21 protein-coding genes are annotated in these 20731 nt (G+C 69.7%); 14 read left to right on the top strand and 7 right to left on the bottom strand.

Going from position 1 to position 20731, the window contains the following annotated elements; all coding sequences use genetic code 11:
* The 7 genes from IEY17_RS22760 to IEY17_RS22735 form a co-directional block, all read left to right on the top strand.
* On the top strand, positions 1-1824 hold a 1824-nt coding region (locus IEY17_RS22760), incomplete at its 5' end, for a hypothetical protein (RefSeq protein ID WP_229680505.1).
* Between the two features lie 110 nt (positions 1825-1934).
* Positions 1935-2354 (top strand): hypothetical protein, encoded by a 420-nt coding sequence (locus tag IEY17_RS22755; RefSeq protein WP_229680503.1) that lies wholly within the window; start codon positions 1935-1937, stop codon positions 2352-2354.
* A gap of 266 nt (positions 2355-2620) precedes the next feature.
* Positions 2621-3928, top strand: coding sequence for a YrhB domain-containing protein (locus IEY17_RS22750; protein ID WP_229680501.1), 1308 nt, complete (start codon positions 2621-2623; stop codon positions 3926-3928).
* Between the two features lie 137 nt (positions 3929-4065).
* Positions 4066-5022: a hypothetical protein gene (locus IEY17_RS22745; protein WP_188991079.1), complete on the top strand. Its 957-nt coding sequence runs from the start codon at positions 4066-4068 to the stop codon at positions 5020-5022.
* A 99-nt stretch (positions 5023-5121) separates the two neighbouring features.
* Positions 5122-5598, top strand: coding sequence for a sugar-binding domain-containing protein (locus IEY17_RS25905; protein WP_268240388.1), 477 nt, complete (start codon positions 5122-5124; stop codon positions 5596-5598).
* Entirely contained in the window at positions 5595-7472 is a 1878-nt protein-coding gene (locus IEY17_RS22740) for a beta-galactosidase small subunit-related protein (RefSeq protein ID WP_268240387.1), read from the top strand. The genes IEY17_RS25905 and IEY17_RS22740 overlap by 4 nt, the downstream gene beginning before the upstream one ends.
* Positions 7473-7602: 130 nt before the next feature.
* Positions 7603-8613, top strand: a complete 1011-nt coding sequence (locus IEY17_RS22735; RefSeq protein WP_188991077.1) for a patatin-like phospholipase family protein — start codon at positions 7603-7605, stop codon at positions 8611-8613.
* A 473-nt stretch (positions 8614-9086) separates the two neighbouring features.
* Here IEY17_RS22735 and IEY17_RS22730 read toward each other — a convergent pair whose 3' ends face one another.
* The gene (locus IEY17_RS22730) at positions 9087-10088 is read right to left on the bottom strand and encodes a LacI family DNA-binding transcriptional regulator (protein WP_188991075.1); all 1002 of its coding nucleotides are present in this window, start codon (positions 10086-10088) and stop codon (positions 9087-9089) included.
* Between the two features lie 111 nt (positions 10089-10199).
* Between IEY17_RS22730 and hisD the strand changes: the two genes are divergently transcribed.
* Both hisD and IEY17_RS22720 read left to right on the top strand, forming a co-directional pair.
* Positions 10200-11516, top strand: coding sequence for a histidinol dehydrogenase (gene hisD, locus IEY17_RS22725; RefSeq protein ID WP_188991073.1), 1317 nt, complete (start codon positions 10200-10202; stop codon positions 11514-11516).
* A 22-nt stretch (positions 11517-11538) separates the two neighbouring features.
* Entirely contained in the window at positions 11539-12852 is a 1314-nt protein-coding gene (locus IEY17_RS22720; protein WP_188991071.1) for an MFS transporter, read from the top strand.
* A gap of 83 nt (positions 12853-12935) precedes the next feature.
* Here IEY17_RS22720 and IEY17_RS22715 read toward each other — a convergent pair whose 3' ends face one another.
* On the bottom strand, positions 12936-13148 hold the full coding sequence (locus tag IEY17_RS22715) for a hypothetical protein (protein WP_188991069.1): 213 nt from the start codon (positions 13146-13148) through the stop codon (positions 12936-12938).
* A gap of 71 nt (positions 13149-13219) precedes the next feature.
* On the bottom strand, positions 13220-14335 hold the full coding sequence (gene tal / locus IEY17_RS22710) for a transaldolase (RefSeq protein ID WP_188991067.1): 1116 nt from the start codon (positions 14333-14335) through the stop codon (positions 13220-13222).
* Positions 14336-14495: 160 nt separating this feature from the next.
* On the opposite strand from tal, the gene IEY17_RS22705 reads away from it, so the two are divergent.
* The 4 genes from IEY17_RS22705 to IEY17_RS22690 are packed head-to-tail and all read left to right on the top strand — an operon-like array spanning position 14496 to position 16426.
* On the top strand, positions 14496-15314 hold the full coding sequence (locus tag IEY17_RS22705; protein WP_229680499.1) for a TrbL/VirB6 family protein: 819 nt from the start codon (positions 14496-14498) through the stop codon (positions 15312-15314).
* A complete protein-coding gene (locus IEY17_RS22700) occupies positions 15311-15529 on the top strand; it encodes a hypothetical protein (RefSeq protein ID WP_188991065.1) in 219 nt (72 codons plus the stop codon). The genes IEY17_RS22705 and IEY17_RS22700 overlap by 4 nt, the downstream gene beginning before the upstream one ends.
* A gap of 47 nt (positions 15530-15576) precedes the next feature.
* Positions 15577-16233 carry a HemK2/MTQ2 family protein methyltransferase gene (locus IEY17_RS22695; protein ID WP_188991063.1) on the top strand — a complete coding sequence of 219 codons (657 nt, stop codon included), beginning with the start codon at positions 15577-15579 and terminating at the stop codon, positions 16231-16233.
* Entirely contained in the window at positions 16211-16426 is a 216-nt protein-coding gene (locus tag IEY17_RS22690) for a CDGSH iron-sulfur domain-containing protein (protein ID WP_188991061.1), read from the top strand. The genes IEY17_RS22695 and IEY17_RS22690 overlap by 23 nt, the downstream gene beginning before the upstream one ends.
* A gap of 50 nt (positions 16427-16476) precedes the next feature.
* Here IEY17_RS22690 and IEY17_RS22685 read toward each other — a convergent pair whose 3' ends face one another.
* The 3 genes from IEY17_RS22685 to IEY17_RS22675 form a co-directional block, all read right to left on the bottom strand.
* Positions 16477-17502, bottom strand: a complete 1026-nt coding sequence (locus tag IEY17_RS22685) for an iron-containing redox enzyme family protein (RefSeq protein WP_188991058.1) — start codon at positions 17500-17502, stop codon at positions 16477-16479.
* Complete coding sequence (locus tag IEY17_RS22680; RefSeq protein ID WP_188991056.1) at positions 17499-18656, bottom strand: carboxylate-amine ligase; 1158 nt, start codon at positions 18654-18656, stop codon at positions 17499-17501. The genes IEY17_RS22685 and IEY17_RS22680 overlap by 4 nt, the downstream gene beginning before the upstream one ends.
* Positions 18657-18732: 76 nt before the next feature.
* On the bottom strand, positions 18733-19227 hold the full coding sequence (locus tag IEY17_RS22675; protein WP_188991054.1) for a hypothetical protein: 495 nt from the start codon (positions 19225-19227) through the stop codon (positions 18733-18735).
* A 450-nt stretch (positions 19228-19677) separates the two neighbouring features.
* Here IEY17_RS22675 and gvpJ point away from each other — a divergent pair, with 450 nt between their 5' ends.
* Positions 19678-20052 (top strand): gas vesicle protein GvpJ, encoded by a 375-nt coding sequence (gvpJ, locus tag IEY17_RS22670; protein ID WP_188991052.1) that lies wholly within the window; start codon positions 19678-19680, stop codon positions 20050-20052.
* 23 nt (positions 20053-20075) lie between these two features.
* On the opposite strand, the gene IEY17_RS22665 is transcribed toward gvpJ, so the two are convergent.
* On the bottom strand, positions 20076-20711 hold the full coding sequence (locus tag IEY17_RS22665) for a GAP family protein (RefSeq protein WP_188991050.1): 636 nt from the start codon (positions 20709-20711) through the stop codon (positions 20076-20078).
* Positions 20712-20731: the final 20 nt, after the last annotated feature.

The raw sequence follows: 20731 nt of genomic DNA, 5'->3' as shown, positions 1-20731 counted from the left end.
CAGGGCGTGTTGGTTGACGCGAGTCGTCACAGTGTTGTGGGTTTCCTGCCGTTGCCGCGGACTGGTATGGCGCCGCTGGAGGGGCCGGAGCTGGCTGCGGATCTTCTGGTGGGAATGCCCGCGGGTAATGGGCAGGGGCGGACTCATTCGCGGCGGACTGGTCCCAGGGCGGTGCCGACGCTGAGGCGTGAGGACGGCACGCCCCACGGCGGGACGGAGATGAACAGTCTGTTGTCGGCGGAGATGGAGCGTCCGCAGGGGGAGTGGCAGCAGCAGGAGTGGGAGCGTCGGTATCGGGAGGTGATGGGGGATCAGGATTGGTCGAGTGAGTGGGAGCGTGAGTGGGAGGAGAGGCAGCATCGGCAGTGGGAGGAGTGGGAGCATCAGCATTGGGAGGAGTGGGAGCGTCGGTATCGGGAGGAGCGGGAGCGTCGGCATCCGCGCGGGCTGCGGGCCGCAATGCGGATGGTGCCGATCGGGCGTCAGCATCGGGAGGAGCGGGAGCGTCGCAGCTGGGAGGAGTGGGAGCGTCGGTATCGGGTGGAGATGGAGCGTCGGCGTCTGGCGGAGATGGAGCGTCGGCGTCTGGCGCCGCCTGCGTACGGGGAGTTTGGATCTCGGCCTCCTTCGTATGAGGTTGACCAGTTCAGGGTGACTTATCCGGCGTTGTGGGAGGTGAATGGGCGGTTCTATGGCATGCCGGGTCATACCCAGAATTGTGGGCAGTCGTTGGTTGCCGCGGCGCGGATGATCGAGGTTGATCCGGATGGGGTTGGTGGCCATATTCTGGATATTGCGGGGGCGCGGGCGGAGTCCGGTGGTGCGGTGACTGTGCGTTGGTTGGGGAGGGCGCTTGGTGCGCGGCCTGTGCGGGCGTCGTTTGATGCGGTGATGGCGCATCTTCGTGATCAGCCGGTGGGGGCTTGGGGGGCTTTGATTTTGCAGGATCAGCCGGGGATTGCGCATGCTGTTCTGGTGCACAAGCGCCGGAATCCGCGTACTGGTGCGGTGGAGGTGACCTTCCCCGATCCGCAGCAGGGCGTGTTGGTTGACGCGAGTCGTCACAGTGTTGTGGGTTTCCTGCCGTTGCCGCGGACTGGTATGGCGCCGCTGGAGGGGCCGGAGCTGGCTGCGGATCTTCTGGTGGGAATGCCCGCGGGTAACGGGCAGGGGCGGACTCATCCGCGGCGGACTGGTCCCAGGGCGGTGCCGACGCTGAGGCGTGAGGAGTCGTACCGAGAATCGCGGCAGGGCACAGAGATCAATCGGGATGAGCCGCCGTCGTATGAGGTTGACCAGTTCTTGGCGAGTTATCCAGCGTTGTGGTGGGTGAACGGTCCGGTCTATGGGCAGCCGGGGCATGTCCGCAATTGTGGGCAGTCGTTGGTTGCCGCGGCGCGGGTGATCGAGACTGATCCGGGTTTGGTTGGTGGCCGGACTGTGCAGGCACAGGCGGAGTCCGGTGATGTGGTGACCGTGGGCTGGTTGGGGGAGGCGCTTGGTGCGCGGCCTGTGCGGGCGTCGTTTGATGCGGTGATGGCGCATCTTCGTGATCAGCCGGTGGGGGCTTGGGGGGCTGTGATCCTGCAGGATCGGCCGGGGATTGCGCATGCTGTTCTGGTGCACAAGCGCCGGAATCCGCGTACTGGTGCGGTGGAGGTGACCTTCCCCGATCCGCAGCAGGCTGTGTTGGTTGATGCCAGTGTTCGTGATGTTGTGGGTTTTGTGCCGTTGCCGCGGACTGGTATGGCGCCGCTGGAGGGGCCGGAGCTGGCTGCGGATCTTCTGGTGGGATGCCCGCAGGTCGTGACGCGCCGGGGCTGACACCTGAGCTGGCCGCGGCGGTACCACCGGGCACCCCGTTCGCCAACCCCGCGAGCTCTTTCGCGCTGATCAATAACCGTCAATTGCCGGGCGCCAGGTCGGTGCACGCCGTGCTGGCCTTCCACGAGATCTACCGCGCCCGCCCGATCCTCCTCCTCCTCCTCCTCACTTTTGAGCCGGACACCCTCATGGACGGCCGCCTCCGCGACCTGTACGAGCGCCTCAGAGAGTTCGGCGCGTGGTACGCATCGTTTTCACCGGCCGCCCGGCAAAGGTTCAACGAGCTGGAGAACCAGCTCCGCCACGCCTCGCTGCGGGAGTTCCAAGAGTGGGTTCGCAGGATGGAACCGCACGACCGCGCGGTGCTCGCCTCCCGGTTCGCCGACCCGCAGGCGACCCTCCGTGACCTGCTGCCGTCGTGGGAGGACCGCGTGGCGATCGCACGTGAAAGGCTCAAAAGCTCTCCGAAGAACACTGGCTGGCTCTTTCGAAGGAGGCGGTGCCCGTCACGATGCGCTACTACGGCTTGATACCGCCGGATCGATCGTTCGAGGTAACGAACGTGCTCACGTACTGCCTTCTCGATAACGGTTCCAATGCGGCAATGGAAGAGGCGGACGAGCTGGTGCGACAACGGCCGTGCACGTTGGTCCGTGAGGTGTGGAGCTGCCTGCAGGCTCGCGGTGGTGGGGGTTTTCCCGTGCGGTGTGCGCAGGTGGCCGTTTTCGCCATGCCATGCCCCACAATGCACATGGTCGATGGCTGATCCAGCAGAGGCCGGGCTGTCCGAGGAGAGGTGACCGAGGTGACGATGAGCGACGATTTCGCCGGCAGGGCAGCGGAATGGCTGGACCGCACGTACGGGGGGCTGGTCACGCTTACCGACCCCCAACCCCTGCACGACGGCGCGCGCACCCAGCTGTTCGGCTGCGACTACGCGAGCGGCTCAGCAGAGCCGCTGCTGGCCGCCACGATCGCGGTGCCCAAGGACGGCAGGCAGCCGTTCCCGGTGGCCAACGCCGATCCACTGGACGAGGAGTTCAACGCGAGACCCGCTGCCGATCTTGACCCCCAGCCGTGGCGGTGGCGGGTCAACGCGCGCAGTTGCCTGATCGCGACCGATGCGGCCGTGGACGGCCGCCCCGCCTCGGCGTTGCCCTGGGCTCCGGTGGACGAGGCACCCGGCTGGTGGGACCGGATGCGCACCACGTACTTCCCGGAGGCCGAGGTGTTCTCCAGTTCCACGTGGGCGGACGTGACGTCGGCGTTGCTGGAGGGCGGCCCGGGCACACGTACCGTGGTGTGGCTGCGCCGTCAGCTGTCCGGCGCCGAGCTCACCGGTCACCTGCTGTACGGGTTCCACAACGACAAGGAGGCCGTGTTCCTGGACGGGCAACGGGGTTCGCTGGCCCGCCTGGACGACGACGAGATCTCTCAGCTGGTGGTCGCGCGGTTCCACCGCCCGGTCGTGACCGAGACCGAGACTCTCCCGGTCCCCTGGGAAGCGCCGGCACCGACCCTGCAGGCCGCGCTGGACAAGGCGAATGCCTGGCTGGAGCACATCTATCCGGAGCCGGTGGTTCTCGTCGCGCCCGACGAGGACGACGAGACCGAACGCGGCTGGCTGTTCGCGTGCACCACGCAGCGGTTCCTGGAGACCGGCGAGTGGCAGGACCAGATGCTCGACGCCGCATTGGTGGTGCCCAAGGAAGCGGGCCAGCGACCGTTCGGGCTGCCCAACAACGACCCGTGGTCGTATCTGGCCAGCTGGGACGCCGGGAAGGACGGCCTGGGCAACCCGCCGACGCCCGGGGCCGCTGCCTGGTTCAGGCCGACGATCCGCGAGCTGGGCAGCGAGCCGCTGAGCATCACCGAGCACCGCAGCTGGAACGAGGTGTTCACGGAAATGGCGGGCGCGCCCGACGGCTCGCGGGCGCTGGTGTGGGTCCGCCGCCGGGACACGCGTGGCCGGGAAACCGTGGGCAACCTGCTCGTCGCGGTCACTGAGGACGGCGGGGTCCGGCTCGTCGACTCGCTGGCCGAGGATGGCGTGCCCACCTTCGAGGACGATCCGATGGCGCTGCGCGTCATCCGCTACCGGTGAGGCGTCGATGCGAATCCGTGCCGACGCGCTCAGGCACCGCGTCGTGCAGGTGAACGACGATGGCCAGGGGTCGCGCGTGCTCACACCGCTGTGGTAGTGGCGTTGTTCGGTAGCTGACGTTGTGGGGTGCTTACAGGATGCGGGTCGAGCAGAACCGGGTGCGGCACGAACTGCTGTTGCAGTTGGCGCAGGTGCTTCCGGACGAGGTGGTGTGGCAGTCCCGGCGTTGGCTGGCGGCCGACCAGTGGGGACACGCGGCGCGGTTGATCATCCAGTTCCTCGCGGAGTGGGACGAGCCCGTGCCGCCGGGAGCACGTGCGGTTCTGCTCGACGGGGCCGACGGGGCAGCAGCTGAGCGGCTCGCCCAGCTCGGCGACGCCGAGGACATCGCGGTGCACCGGTGGCAGTTCTGGTCGCAGGAGGACAGCACGGCGCAGCAGTACGCCGAGGTCGTCGGTTCCTACCTGCAATCGCAACCGGGCACGCACACGGCGTGGCAGGCGTGGTGCCTGCCCGAGGACGCACCGGCGATCGTCGCGCGGCCGGTGCATCTGGTGGAAACCGAGGGCGGAGCAGACCCGGTGCTCATCGCCGCGGAACTCGCAGACCGGTTGTGGGACGCGGGTCTGGCCACCCCGCAGGTTGAGGTGTTTCGCCCGGACAGCCCGCTCGATGCCTACTACCACGTGGCGGCGCTGGTGTCGGGCCGGGAGATCCATGCCACCGCGCCACGGCCGGTGATCGAACTCGCCCGCTTCGACGCGGCGACCCAGGACCGCGAACCGCCTGGTCCGCAACGCGACGCCCAGCTGGCGTACCTGAACTCCGGAGAACCGCTGACCGAGGAGGGCGAGCTCATCCCGGACCTGTTCGCGGACGACGACGAGCCGGTGGTCCCGGTGACGCTGCGCACGGACGGTACCTGGATCTGGTCCGGTCTGACGACGTACTACCTGGAAACCAGGGGCATCGCCCTGCCCGAAGCCTTCCGCGCCCACATCGCCGAATCCGGCCCCACGGCCCGCACCCCGACCTACCGCGAACGGGTCGCGATGGTCCACCTGGACACCGCCCTCGACACCTCCGGCACCTGACCTCCGGTGCGTGTGCTCTTGTGCGGTTGTGTTTGACCATGGAGGTTCCGTGTGCTGCGGTTGGGTGCTCTTGTCGCGGTGTTGTCGGCTTTGCTTGCTATGACCGGCATCGCCGGGGCCGCCCAGCCACCCGATCCCGGGATACCTGGCGGGGATGTGCACGCCTACCTCGAGAATCCGCAGATGATGGCCGAGGGCCAGGAGGAACCGCACGCCCACCTGCGCCCGTACGCCGACGTCGACTCCGCGGTCCGGGGCGAGGAGCGCACCCCGTACACGATGTCGCTGGACGGCGAGTGGCGGATCGCGATGGCCGAGCGCCCGGAGGAGGTTCCGGCCGGTTTCCCCGCCAAGGGCTACGACACCTCGAGCTGGCGGACGGTTTCGGTGCCGCACACCTGGCAGACCGACGGCCTGGACCACCCGGTCCTCCGCAACATCGCCACCGAGATCCAGCCGGACGACCCGCCGCGCGTGCCCCGCGACGTCAACCCCACCGCCGCCTACGCCCGCGACTTCGACCTGCCGGTCGACTGGATCGCGCGCGCACCACGTTCCTGCGCTTCGAAGGCGTGACCTCCGGCTACTTCGTGTGGGTCAACGGCCGCTACGTCGGCTACGACCAGGGCGGTTACACCCCCGCCGAATTCGACATCTCGCACGCCCTGCACCCCGGCAGGAACCGGACGCCGTGCAGGGGCGACCACCAGTATGCGCTGCAGATGACGGACGAGACCACCCTGGAGTTCTTCATCCACAGTGGAACGCGGCGCTTCGTGCGGGCCCGGGTACCGGACGACTTCTACGGCACCTGGCACCAGGTCAGCGGCACCTACGACGGCACCGCGCTGCGCCTCTACATCGACGGCCAGGACGTCGGCAGCACACCGTTCACCGGCAGCATCGACTCCTCCTCCGCCGAGGTCAACATCGGGCGCGACTTCGAAACCTTCTGGAACGACCCGTCCGTCGTGGGCTGGATGGCACGCGGCGCGGTCGACGACGCGCGGATCTACGACCGTGCGCTCGCTCCCGCTGAGCTGAACGCACCGGAACCGGTCGGTGGTGCGGTGCTCGCCCTGGACCTCGACCGGATCGAGGTGCGCGGCACCCACCTCTCCTACGGTTCGAGTCTGTCCGGTGTGGACGGATTGGTCAGCGCCGACCGCACACCGCAACCGGAAACCGCGCAGCTGGGCTGGGCCCACCAGCCGCTTCGGTTCGGTTACGCCGACGGGACGCTGTCGGTGACCAACGAGCGGCAGTTCACCGGCACCGACGGGCTGAACCTGCGGTGGTGGATCACCGAAGGCTCGCGCATCGTCGCCCGCGGTGCGCAGCCGTTGCGGGTGGCGGCGGACTCGACCGCAACGGTGCGGCTGCCGGTTCCGCCGAACCCCGCCGACCGGGAACGGTTCCTCACCGTCGAAGCGGTCACCACCGGCCCGCAGCCGACGCTGCCCGCCGGACACGTGCTGGCCCACGACCAGTTCTCCCTCGGCGGCACCCGCGTGCCCGGCCTGGACCAGGCACCCGCCGGCGGGGCACCGGTGCACATCGCCGAGAACGGGCAGGCGGTGACCGCGTCGGCAGCCGGCGTCACCTACACCCTGGACAAGACGACCGGCACGCTGTCCTCGATCCGCGCCCCCGGCCGGGAACTGCTTGCCGGCGGGCCGGAACTGGACGCCTGGCGCGCCCCGATCAGCAACGAGACCTTCGCCTGGGGCCGTGCCGAGGGTGAGGACTGGCGCAAGGTCGGCCTGGACCGGCTGGCCACCACCGTCACCGGGGTCCGCGTCGAACCCGACCCGGGCGGGGGAGCGTGGATCGTGGTGGACAGCCGGGTGACCGCCCCGGACGTCGCCGACGCCTGGTTCGACCAGACCATGACCTTTGCGATCGACCGCGGCGGCATGCTGCGCCTCGGCCACCGGGTGACCCCGCAGGGCGCGGTGCGGCGGCTGCCGTACCTGCCCCGGATCGGGATCTCCCTCTCCCTCCCGGCCGACTACCACCGGTTCGCCTGGTACGGGCGCGAGCTGGAGAGCTACGTCGACCGCAGGGACGGTACCCCGATCGGCGTGTATTCGTCCACGGTGGACGACCAGTACGTCGAGTACCACCGGCCGCAGGACCACGGCAACCACACCGATTCGCGGTGGGCGCTGCTCACCGACTGCGCCGGCGGTCTGCTGGTGGCGGGAGCCCGGGACGTGAGCGTGACCGCGTACGACGACCTCGACCGGGCCGCCTACCCGTTCCAGCTGCGGCGCAACGATGGGTGGTTCACCCTGCACGCCAGCCACGCGGTCACCGGCGTCGGCGACACGCCCAACCCGGTGCGCAGCCGCTACCGGGTGCGCGCTGACAGCAGCTACGAGTACGCGCTGACGCTGCGCCCCCTGTCACCCGCCGAGGCGCGAGCCGGCCTGCCCGCCGGAGGCTGATCCGCCCGGATCGATGCCCTGAGCCGGGGAACACGTTCAGGTCATCGGCGGCTGCCCGTCCTGCGACGGCCGGGCAGCCGCCGCAGCATCGTATCGCCCTGACAACGACATCCCCGGCGAGGAAGGCCACGTGGTGCACGCCGATCTCGTACTCGAAGGTGGCGGAATCAAGGGGCTCGGCACCGCAGGAGCCGTCCTCCGCCTCCTGGAGCGCGGCTACACCTTCCCGCGGATCGCGGGCACGTCGGCCGGCGCGGTCGTCGCCGCGCTCGCGGCGGCCGGTGCCGACGCCCCCGGTCTCCGGCGCGCGCTGGCCGGCCTGGACCTGTCGCGCATCCCGGACCGGCACCCACCGGCCTTCCCGCTGATCAGCGAGGGATGGGCGTTGCTCGCGCACAGCGGTGCCTACCGCGGCGACTACCTGCATGACTGGCTCGCCCGCGAGCTGGGCGCCCTCGGGGTGTCCACCTTCGGCGACCTGCGCCGCGATTCTGGCGATGACGATTCCCGGCTGCGCCCCGACCAGCGCTACAAGCTCGTGGTCCTGGCCACCGACATCACGCGCGGCCGGCTGCTGCGGCTGCCGTGGGATTACCCGCTGTTCCACCTCGACCCCGACGCGCAGTCCGTCGCCGACGCGGTGCGGATGTCGATGTCGATCCCGCTGTACTTCCAGCCCAGTGAGCTCACCGATCCCGTGACCGGGTGCACCTCGGTCGTCGTGGACGGTGCGGTGCTGTCGAACTTCCCCGTCGAAATCTTCGACCGGACCGACGGCCGGCGACCGCGCTGGCCGACCTTCGGCGTGCGCATCCTCCCCGATCTCCCCGAGAACGCCGACGAGATCATCCCCGCGCTCGGCATCCCGCTGCTGCCGCCGTTCGAGCTGCTCAAGAGGGTGCTTGTCACCGCATTCGTCGGGCACGACCAAACCCACCTCGACCGGCCTGGCGTCCGCGACCGCATGATCGTGGTGGACACCTCGGGGGTGGGCATCACCGAGTTCGACGCCCCTCCCGACAAGCTGCGCCGGCTGCTGCGACGCGGCCGGGACGCGGTCGATGACTTCCTGGCCAGGACGCACGCCGACCTGACCGCGCCCCCCGAGGTGCCGGCTCCACCAGCGCCCGCCCCGGCCTGACCCGGACCGGCGACCACCGCCGTGGCACGAACACGAGGTTTGCCGGAAATGCGGAGTCTTTCGGCGAACACCCGTCCGGTGCACTTGCCGGTCGCCTGCACCGCGGTGAGTCCTGTTCCTCGCAGCCGCAACAAGTTTGCCGGCGAGTCGTGCTCGACCATGCCATCGTGCGTCACCCGCGATGGTGACCGGTTGAGCGGGAACGCGGTGGCGCTGCTGCACTGGAGACCTCCCGCAGGCACTCCGCCTGATGACAAGACGAGGAGTTCACCGTGCTACGCGTACTTGCAATCGTCGGGTTCATGGCCGTGGCAACGCTGGCAGGACTGGTCGCCGCTCGCCGACTGGGCAAGCGGCGCTGAATGTCGCCCAGCGGCTCACCGGCTGCTGGTCGACACGATCCGGCCGTTCATCGGCGGGCGCAGCGGGTTCGGCGTCCACCGGTGAACGGCCGGTCTCGTCAGCGTCGGCCGTCATGGCATCGTCGTGTGCGCGGTGGAGCCGCGGATGATGAGTTCGCTGGGGAACAGCTGCTTGCGTGGGGGCAGTGATCGGTCCTCGAGCCGTTCCTGCAGCAGGCGGACGGCCGCCCGGGCCATGTCCGCGATGGGCTGGCGGACCGTGGTGATGTCGTAGGAGTCCCATGACGCCATCGCGATGTCGTCGTACCCGATCACCCACACGTCCTCAGGCACGCGGCGGCCCAGGGACACGGCGCCGTCGACCGCGCCGAGCGCGGTCAGGTCGTTGGCGCAGAAGACCGCGGTGGGCGGGTCCTCCCGGGAGAGCAGGTCGCGCATCGCCGACCAGGCGACGTCGTGGGCGAATGCGCCCTGGGCGGTGAGGTCCTCGGCCAGCGGCCGACCGAGTTCGGCGAGGCGGTCGCGAAATCCGCGCTCGCGGTGCCGGGCCGTGCTCGCCTGCTCGGGCCCCCGCAGGAAGCCGATCCGGGTGTGCCCGGCGGCCACCAGGTACTCGGCGACCGCTCGACCGCCGGCGAGGTTGTCGGTGGTGACCTGGTCGCAGTCCAATGAGTCCAGGCCGCGGTGCAGCAGCACGATCGGATCTCCGCGCCGGAGGGCTTGGCCGAGCTGCTCGGACCCTTCGGTGATGGTGGTGAAGATCAGGCCGTCGACGATGCCTTCGTCCAGCGCGCTCAGGGCGGTGGAGCCACCGGCATCGGGAGCGTTCCACAGCACCATCCGCTGGCCGGCTTCCTCCAGCGCCTGGCCGACCGCTTCCAGCAGCTGCGGGTAGAAGGGGTTGGTGATGTCGGCGACCACGACACCGACGGTCGAGGTGCGCCGGGTTCGCATGGTCCGCGCCGCGGCGTGCGGTCGGTAACCGGCTTCTTTCATCGCTGCCAGGACGCGGTCGCGGGTTTCCGGGGCGACCTTGTTGCTGCCCTGCAGGACGCGCGACACCGTCATCTGCGACACGCCGGCCAGTCGCGCCACGTCCCGGCTGGTGACCACCGAGCACCTCCCAGTTTCTGGATCGAGTGAGGCGAAAGTATGGGTTTACGTAAACACGGTACCCGGCTATGGTGCGATGTGTACGTAAACATCCGAAGGGATCACGACCCCATGGCTCTTGTGCTCAAGGCTCCGGCCACCAGCTCGGCGACGACCACGACCTCCTCGTCCGACGTGCAGGAGAAGGTCGCGGCGATCATCGCCGATATCCGCGCCCGCGGTGACCAGGCGGTCCGTGAGTACTCGGCGAAGTTCGACAAGTGGCAGCCCGAGTCGTTCCGGCTGTCCGCCGAGCAGATCGAGGAGATCGTTTCGCGCGTTCCACAGCAGGTCATCGACGACATCAAGTTCGTCCAGCAGCAGGTCCGCTCCTTCGCCGAACGCCAGTTGGCGTCCATGCAGGAGTTCGAGGTGGAAACCCTGCCCGGCGTGCACCTGGGGCAGAAGCACATCCCGGTCGCCGCGGCCGGCGCGTACGTGCCGGGCGGTCGCTACCCGCTGCTGGCCTCGGCGCACATGACGATCGTGACGGCCAAGACCGCCGGGGTGCCGCGGGTGGTTGCCTGTACGCCGCCGATCCGCGGCGAGGTGCCGGACGCGACCGTGGCGGCCATGCACCTGGCCGGCGCCGACGAGATCTATCTGCTTGGTGGTGTGCAGGCCGTGGTGAGCATGGCACTGGGCACCGAGACCATCGCGCGGGTGGACATGCTGGCCGGTCCGGGCAACGCGTTCGTCGCCGAGGCCAAGCGGCAGCTGTTCGGCGAGATCGGCATCGACCTGTTCGCCGGCCCCACCGAGGTCCTGATCGTGGCCGACGAGACCGCCGACCCGTTCGTCGTCGCGGTGGACCTGCTCAGCCAGGCCGAGCACGGCCCCGATTCGCCCGCGGTGCTGATCACCACCTCGGAGTCGCTGGGGCGCTCGGTCATCGAGCACATCGACAAGCTCCTGCCGGACATGCCCACCCGGGACAACGCCGAGCCCGCCTGGCGCAACCACGGCGAGGTGCACGTCGTCGAGAACCTCGACGCGGCGTACGAACTCGCCGACACCTACGCCAGCGAGCACGTCCAGATCCTCACCGCGCAGCCCCGCGAAGCGCTGGCGAAGATGCGCAACTACGGTGCGCTGTTCCTCGGCGAAGGCACCTGCGTGTCCTACGGGGACAAGGTCATCGGCACCAACCACGTGCTGCCCACCCGGGGCGCCGCCCGCTACACCGGTGGGCTCTGGGTCGGCAAGTACCTCAAGACGGTGACCTACCAGGAAGTCACCGACCCCGCCTCCAGCGCGAAGCTCGGCGAGGTGTGCGGACGCGCCGCACGCGTCGAGCTGTTCGAAGGACACGCCCGCTCCGGCGATGTCCGGGCCGCCAGGTTCGGCGGCGCGGACCTGCCCTGGGCTCCCGCCACCGCCCGCCCCTGACCACACGAAAGGCGCACCGCGCATGTCCTCCAACGCAACGACGCGTACCGGGGTTACGTCGGCGTCGAGAACCCTGACGTCCAGCACCATCGGCAGCGTCATCGAGTGGTACGACTTCACCATCTACGGCACCGCTGCGGCGCTCATCTTCAACCAGCTGTTCTTCAGCAACATCAGCCCCGCCGCGGGGACCCTGGCCGCGTTCGGTACGTTCGCGGCCGGGTTCATCGCCCGCCCCCTCGGCGGGTTCGTGGCCGGGCACTACGGCGACCGGCTCGGCCGTAAGGCGACCCTGGTGATGACCCTGACCCTCATGGGTGGCGCCACCACGCTCATCGGCCTGCTGCCCACCTACGAGCAGATCGGCATCGCCGCCCCCGCGTTGCTGGTGCTGCTGCGGCTGGTCCAGGGCTTCGCGGTCGGTGGCGAATGGGGCGGGGCGGTGCTGATGGCCGTCGAACACGCGCCGGACGACAAGCGCGGCCGCTACGGTGCCTGGCCGCAGACCGGTGTGTCGGCCGGGCTCCTGCTGGGCACCGGGGTGTTCAGCGCCGTCTCCCTCCTGCCGGAGGAACAGCTGATCAGCTGGGGATGGCGGGTGCCGTTCCTGGTGAGCATCGTGCTGGCGCTGGTCGGCCTTTACATCCGGTTCCGGATCACCGAGTCCGAGTCGTTCGTGGCGGCCACCAAATCCGCCGGACCGTCGCGCCGGCCGCTGGTCGAGGTGTTGCGCACCCACCCGAAGCAGATCCTGATCGCGATCGGCGTGCGCTTCGCCGAAGGCGGGAACTACTACGTGTTCACCGTCTTCGTGCTCACCTACATCACCCAGCAGCTCGGCCTGCCGCGTCAGGTGGGGCTGACCGGGGTGATGCTGGCGGCCGCGTTGAACATCGTCGCGCTGCCGCTGTGGGGGGCGCTGTCGGACCGCATCGGTCGTCGGCCGGTGTTCATCGGCGGTGCGGTGTTCATGGCCGCCTACGCCTGGCCGTTCTTCTGGCTGCTCGACACCCGGTCTCCGGTGCTCATCGCGCTGGCGCTGGCGGTCGTGCTCGCGGTGCCGCACGGAGCGGTGTTCGCGCCCATCGCGGCCTTCTACACCGAGCTGTTCGAACCGCGGGTGCGCTACAGCGGTGTCTCCATCGGTTACCAGACGGGCAGCGTGCTGCTGGGTGGCTTCACCCCGCTGCTGGCCACCTCGCTGATCCTGTGGTCCGGCGGAGCATCGTGGAGCGTGGCGGCGCTGGTCGCCGTCGGGTCACTCATCGCAGCCGCCTCGATGTTCGCCGCCCCGGAGACCTTCCGCGTCAGCCTCATCGCGCCCCGCAACGGTTGAAGCAGCAGGTTGGCGCATGAGTGCGGCCGTAACGGGGTCCTGAGCCGGCCGGGCGCCCACGCGGGTGCCCGGCCCGGTGCTTTTCAGTCGGGCGGTTCGGTCGCGGCGCCGGGATCGCCCATGTCGTCCCGGTCGAGATCCTGCTCGATGGCGGGTTCGGGTTCCTCCGGGGCGTGGCGATCCTCGTCGTCCACACCCAGGATCTCCGACTCCAGGGCATCGACGACATCTGCTGGTCCGTCGTGGGGAACCTGCGGTGCCGCGGAATCCTCGGGCCGCTCGTTGCGGTGGTCCATCAGCGCTCCTGGCGTATGTGGGCGTCCAGCCACTCGTCCGCCGGCTCGCCCCCAGCCCGGTGGGGCGTGGTTCATGCCCGTACCAGCTGGTCGCGCTTGTGCGCGATCTCGTCGAACAACTGCTGGAACGACGTGGCGAACTTGTCCACTCCCTCCCGTTCCAGCACCGCGGTCACGTCGTCGTAGTCGACACCGGCGGTGGCGAACCGGTCGAAGGTGCGACGGGCCTCGTCCACATCGCGCTCGAGGGTGTCGGCGATCCTTCCGTGGTCCTCGAACGCCTGGAGGGTTGTGATCGTCATGGTGTTCACCGTCTGGGGGCCGACGAGTTCCTCGACGTAGCGGACGTCGCGGAACCGCGGGTTCTTCACCGAGGTGGAGGCCCAGAGGCAGCGCTGCGGGGTCGCACCGGCGGCCGCGAGGTCCTCCCAGTCCGGCCCGCTGAACACCTCCTTGAAGGTCTGGTAAGCGAGTTTGGCGTTCGCGATGGCGAGGGTGCCCCTGAGCTCGTCGTGTCCCTCGATCGCCTCGAGGCGGCGGTCGGCTTCGGTGTCGACCCGCGAGACGAAGTACGAGGCCACGGATGCGACCGAGCGCAGGTCCCCGCCGCTGTCGCGGAGCCGCCGCAACCCCCGCAGGTACGCCTCGGCGGCGGCGCGATGCCTCTGTAGCGAGAACAGCAGCGTCACGTTGACGGGGATCCCGTTGGCGACGGATTCCTCGATCGCGGGCAGACCGGCCTGGGTGCCGGGGATCTTCACGAACAGGTTCGGTCTGTCGATCATGCGGTGCAGGCGATCGACCTCGTCGATGGTGGCCTGCGTGTCGTGCGCCAGGTTGGGGTCGACCTCCAGGGAGACCCATCCGTCCGCACCGCGGTCGAAGACCGGGCGGAGCACGTCGCACGCCGAGCGGATGTCCTTGCGCGCGACGGCCAGGAAGATTTCCTTGGGATCGTCCTCGGTGGCGAGCACCTCGCGGAGCTGGTCGTCGTAGTAGTCCCCTTCCGCGATGGCGCCCTGGAAGATCGTCGGATTGGACGTCACACCAGCCAGTCCCCGCTCGACGTGGCGGGTCAACTCGCCGTCGCGGACGAAGCGTCGGGACAGGTAGTCGACCCAGCCGCGCTGGCCGTGCGCCGCCAGGGTCTGTAGCGGTGTTCTCGGGGTATCTCCGGTCCGGGTCATGTACAGGGTGTTACCCGGTGAGCCGGCCGCGGAAAACGCCTGATCACACCGCGGGTGGCCAGACGCGGCGCACGCCATCGACATGAGTCGAAAGGCTCAAGACAGGGGAGCGGCGGAGGGCGCACGATGGGCGGGAGGCCACCACGAAGAAGGTGATCACGTGCCGGCTGACGACACACCCGAGATCCGGCGCGACGAGGCGGCGGACGACGGCGAGCGGCCGGAGCGGCCGTTCGAGCAGGATGCCCGGGAGCCCGACGTGCTGCTGGACGTGCCGAACGTGTCGGTGGACGAGATCAAGCTCGAGGTCGACGACCTGCGGGCCCGGGTGTCCCTGCAGGCGGAGGTGCTGGATCTGGTCAAGCTGAACGTCGGAGCCGACGTCGCGCTCGGACGCGTGTCGCTGACCATCGCCGGGGTGCAGGCCGAGGCGCTGCTCAAGGTCCGGCTCGACACGGTGGCGCGGATCCTGGAACGTGTGCTGACGACCATCGACCGGAACCCGCAGATCATCGAGCAGGCCATACGCGGTATCGAACCGGCGCTGCGCGGCGCCGGGGAGGCCGTCCGCGAGGTCGGGCGCGGTGCCGGGGGCGCGGCCGAGCAGGTCGGCGGCGGTGCCAGGGAGGCGCTCGCAGAACTCGGCGGCGGCGCGGGGACGTCCGTCGAGGCCGCTGGGCGTGGCGTCGGGGAGGCCGTGGGCGAGGTCGGCCGTGGTGCGGGGAGCGCAGCGGAGGACGTCGGCCGTGGTGCGGGAGCGACTGCGGAGGAAGTCGGTCGCGGTGCGGAGAGGGCAGCGCAGGACGCCACCGACGGCCGAGAGGAAGCCGATGCCGGGCGCGCTGAGGACGGCACCGCCGAGCGCGGCGGACCGCCGCGGACCCGGCGTACCGAACGCCCCACCAAGCGGCGACCGGTCGAGGGCGAGCGTCCGCGCAGACCCTCGTCGCCGAACAGCCGGAAGCCGCGGTCGCCATGACCGATCCGGACATCAGCTTCCACGCGACCGTGCGGGCGCGTCGCCTGCGCTTCCACACGGAGCCCCGCACACGCGTGGAGTTCTTCGGGACCGCGGAGCACGAATCCTCGTCGGACCGCACGAATCTTCCCGAGCGGGTGCGACCCGGAACCACCTATCGCGACGTGCGGGTCGACTACCGGCTCGCCGCCGCGCTTGCTGATCCGGACCGTTGACGCCCGTCACGCGTTTGTCCGCCCCGGGGCGGAGGTACTCGAAAGCCGTGTGGCTGCTGAGATTGCCCGGGGTCTACCGACCCCAGGCGGACACGTGGATGCTCGTCGACGCGCTGCGGAGGACGTGCCCGGACCCTCCGGAGCGGGTGCTGGACATCGGTACGGGTACGGGTGTGCTCGCGATCGCGGCGGCGCGGCTGGGTGCGCGTTCTGTCCATGCCGTGGACGTGGCGGCGAACGCGGTGTGGACGGCCATGCTGAACGCGAAGATGCGCGGCCTGTCTGCGGTGCGGGTACGACGGGGCGAGCTGCCGCACGCCGTTGCGGGGCAGCGTTTCGACCTCATCGTCTCCAACCCGCCTTACGTTCCGGGCAACAGCGTGCCCGCCCGCGGTCGAGCCCGGGCCTGGGATGCGGGCGCCGATGGGCGTGCGGTCCTGGACGAGTTGTGCGCGGCGGCACCGGACCTGCTCGCGGCGGATGGTGTTCTGCTGCTGGTGCAGTCCGCGTTGAGCGGGGTCGAGACCACGATGCGCCGCCTGAAGGAGGTGCGGTTGTCGAGTTCGATCGTGGCGAGCGAGATCGTGCCGTTCGGTCCGATCATGCGGCAGCGCGCCGAGGCATGGGAAAAGCAGGGCCTCATCGCACCGGGCCAACGGCACGAGGAACTGGTGGTGCTGCATGCCAGACGGACCGCGAAGTGATCGAGCGCGGCGCGTCCGCGTGGTCGAGGGCGGACCTGTGCTGATCGAGGGGCCGGTGGAGTGCGAACTCGACGACGGCAGTGTGGTGCGCTCGGACCGGTTCGTGGTCGCGCTGTGCACCTGCCGGCGGAGCACCACCTACCCGATCTGCGACACCAGCCACCGGCGGCGACGACTGCCACCCGGTGGCTGACCGCGCGCAGCCGCCGAACGGACACCGGCTGCGGGAGCGGCTCACGACCGTCACGCGGAGGCGCCCGGATCGGGCAGCGGTTCGCGCAGGGAGGTCCGGCCGTTCCGCCAGGCGGACATGACGTGCTCGGTGAGCCGATCCTCCAGCAATCCGGTCGCTTCGATGCCGAAGACGACGTCGGCGCTCAACTCCGGCTCGTGGACCACCAGGTCCCCCACCACGTCGTGGCGCATGACCTGCTCGTGCACGGCGTCGGCGGCCACGTGCTCGGTGTAGAACGCCGCGTGCTCACCCAGGCCCAGGCGCTCGAGTGCCTGCGCCATCCGCCTGGCGCTCGGTGAGGTGGTGATCTCGGCGGCGGCGAAGTGGCCCACGAGCGCACCGCGCCAACTCCGGTGCAGACCGAACATCGACATCAGGTTGACGATGGCCAGCGCCGGAGCGGGCACGACATCGAGGTAGCGCAGGTAGCCGGCATCCAGCCCGATCCCGGCCATCATGTCGGCGAACAGCTGCGAGTGCATCCGCTCCGCGCGTCCACCGCCGAACTCGTCGAACTCAACCGCGACCAGGGCCGCTTTCGCCCTGCCTCGCAGCCTCGGGATCACCCAGGCGTGCGGATCGGCTTCCTTCAGGTGGTACAGCGAGCGGTGCGCGAGGTACTCGCGCAGTTGCCACCGCGTGCCCTCGTCGCGCAGGTGGTGCGAAATCCCGTACTCGTCCACCGGTTCCACCAGCAGTGGGGCCAGTGCGCCCGCCACATCGCGGCTGCCCGACGTCGCCGCCCGCAGGGCTGTCCGGAAGATCTCCTCCAGAGCGGCTCGCAAGCGGAGCAACCCGAGGTCCCACTCCCATGCGGGGGAGACGCCGGCAAAGCCCTGGTAGTGCATCTCGTAGCAGGTGTAGAGCGCCAGTTGCACGTCGTCGCCGAGCGGGTCGACGCTGGCCACCACATCCGGTTCGGGCATCTGCGCCGAGTCCCCCGTGAGCGTGGCCAGCAACCCGGCCGAGACCGGGCCGCGCGGGCGGGGCAGCACCGCGCCGATCGGGTTCACCTGTGCTGCCGAGGTTCTCATCGCGCCTCCTGACGCCTGTCGGGTTCCTGATCGAGTTGCTCCGCGCTGGTCCACCCGGCCAGAAGGCGTATGAGGGCCAACGGCCCGTTCCGGGCCGCCCACCGTTGCCGGCACGCCCCGGTTCCGCTGCGGAGCAACTGGTCGACGGTCGTGCGAACGAAGCGGAGATCACCGGTGTCCTCCAGAGCGGCGGCGACGTCCCGGAGGAGTCGTTCGACCAGGTTCACCGCGGGGACCTGCCGCTCGGCCCACGGATCGACAGCCGGACCGTGCAGGCCATGGCGCGCGGCGGACCACAGCGCCGCTGCGGCGACCTGGTCCCCGACGCCGGGCGGGTCGACTCCAGCTTCGATCTTGGCCAGCGCCGTGCGCACCAGAGCACGCACCAGCGCCGCCTGCAGCACCGCTTCCTCGGCGGTCGCAGCGGCGTCGGCAGCGCGCACCTCCACGGTCGCGAACACCTCGCTGGGTCGCGCCAGCCAGAAACTCATCCGGGTGTCCACGAGCGAACCGCAGTCGACGAGTCGCGCCAGCTTCGCGTCGTAGTCCTCGATCGAACGGAACCGGGGCGGCACTCCGGAACCGGGGAACCGGGACTGCTCGACCATCCGCCAACTGGCGTAGCCGGTGTCCCTCCCAGCGCGGAAGGGCGAGTTGGCCGACAACGCCAGCAGCGTCGGCAGCCACGGACGCAGGTGGTTGACGACTTCGATGGCGAGGGCGCGGTCCGGCACACCGACGTGCACGTGGCAACCGCAGGTCTGGTAGTCGGCGACGACGTCGCGGTAGGTGGCGATGATGCGCTCGAAGCGAGGCCCCGTACTCAGCGGCGGTGACGAGCCGGCCAGGACCGGTGCACCGACCGCCACCAGCCAGGCCCGCTCGCCGCCCGCGGCACTGCCCAGCAGACGTCGGCCGATGCGGACCTGCTCGGCGAGGCCGGGCAGCGTGCCACACACCCCCGTCGCCGCCTCGACCTGCGTCGCCATCAGCTCGGGCTTGATCGTCGTGGGCGATCCGGGCGCCAGGGCGTGCACCCGGTCGATCACCGCAGGAGCGTGCGGTACCGGCACCCCGGACGTCGTATCGACCAGGAGGAACTCCTCCTCCACGCCCACGGTGCCCGCCGCCTCGAACTGCTCCGGCGATCCCATTGGGCTATGGCTACCCGGCACCAGCCGCGGTGATGCACCCGATCCCGCCCCATGCCACCAGGCATCCAGTTGACCATCAGCCGCAATCGGAACCCGCTGTCCGGCCCAGCCCATACCGATCGGCCCCGACCTCCACGGCCGCGGGCACGACCTGCCGCAGCTCCGCGAACAACGCGCCGGTGAGATCACCGACGGCGGGGTCCGGCTGGCGCTGGTCGGCCACGGTCACGATCGTGACCTGCAACGTTGCTCCGGTCGTGCTGAACCTGGTGAACTCGGCGGCGATCCGGGTCTGCTTCGGCACCGGTCCACCGGCGTTCGAGGACTTCGCGTCGGTTCCCCGCCGCGGCGGGGCGACGATCTCCACGGCGTCCGGTCGGCGCACCATCGGGAGAACGAGGTGCCCTCCGCGCCGAAGCGGCGGTCTTGACAGCAGCCAGGCATTCGACACGGCGCCCGCGAGGAAACACATCTCGAGCACAACGAACGTCCCCGTCGCGGGGCCGACGCCCGCACCCGGGAACGCGGCGAGCAGCGCGGGCACGGCGACAGCGGCGCCGCCCCAGGCCATCCATCTCTTCGGGCCGGCGGAGGGAGCCCGGTGTCTTGACTTCGGCACGTACCACCCCGAGTTCTGGCGAAGAAGCTGCGCTGACAGGTCTCTGCGGTTCTAACCACACCCAGTTGTGCGCAGCTACTCGAGCCCCACCTGATCGAGTGGTGATTACCCGGCGAAGTTCACGCGACAGTGCCGATTGTGGACGCGAGTGCGCGCGCCTGCACCGTGTCGGGTCGTCGCGCCGCTCTTCGGGTCACGACATCAAGGGTTGCTCGTCCTGGTGGGTGGGTAGCCCCGAATCGAGCCCGTCGGACTGTGGAAGGAATTCCTCGAGAAGCGCACGTGCACACAAGAGTTGCGTCTGTTGCGGGTGAATCGTGCGCGGCCGCGAATGTGTCGGCGGCCACCGGGCGGCCATTGCGGGCGATCTGCCAAAGCCGCGAATCCGGAGAAGGTGAGCGCATGACGGTCCCGAGCAGGCCCCAGGGCGGCGGATCTGCTGTGCAGCGGGGATCCGCGAGCACGCTCGCGGACGTGGTCGGCACCATCCTGGACAAGGGTCTGGTCATCGACGCGTTCATCCGCGTCTCGCTCGTGGGCATCGAGTTGATCACGATCGACGCCCGCATCGTCGTGGCCAGTGTGGACACCTACCTGCGGTTCGCCGAAGCGACGAACAGGTTGGACCTGGACGCGAAGGGCAAGGACCTGACGGACCTGACCGAAGGCATGGTGGAAAGCGGCGCCCGCGGCAAGACCAAGGGAGTGCTCGACGCGGCGAAGGACAAGTTCGACGAGTTCCGGGACACGGCCCGGGAGACGAAGCGGCAACGGTGACTCCGCGACCGCGGCCAGGACAGCTAGCCGCTGGCGATGATGAGGATGAAGATGCCGCAGACGGTGATGTTGACCAGCCAGCTGTGGGTGTTCATCCAGTCCCGGACCTTCGGCATGGCCGTGATCGCGCGCTTGTGGAACACCAGGTAGAGCAGCAGCGGCAGGGCCGCGACCAGCGCGGTCGCCGCGATGAAGGGGATCGCGGCACCCACACCGCTGCGGTGGCTCTGCAGGTTCATGCCGACGGTCAGCATGATCACGATGTCCGACGGCATCGCCAGGATGACCAACAGACCGGTCCGGAACGCAGTGGCCCCGGTTGCCGAGAGCAGGGTGCCGAGCCACTCGGGCGGCTCCGCCGTCTTGCGCCCCAGGTAGTTCTTCAGCGCACCCAACGCCAACAGGGCAATGAGAGCGATCTGGATGGCCTTGCCCAGGGTGCTGGCCGTCTGCGACTCGCCGTCGAGCGGGACCGCGCTGCCCAGCAGGGCGGCCAGTCCGCGCGCGACGAGCACACCCGCGGTCGTCGCCACGAGCACGCCGAGCAGGAACGCCACGGACACGCGTACCGGGCGCGCCGTGGTCACGAACACGATCGCGGACATGATCTGCGGTCCGGCGAGCATGGTGATGGCCAGTGGCAGGATCTGTAGGTTCACGCCACACCTCCCTCGCCGCT

It is taken from the genome of Saccharopolyspora thermophila (assembly GCF_014646075.1).
GTDB lineage: Bacteria > Actinomycetota > Actinomycetes > Mycobacteriales > Pseudonocardiaceae > Saccharopolyspora > Saccharopolyspora thermophila.
This window is presented reverse-complemented; position numbering and strand designations above follow the sequence as displayed.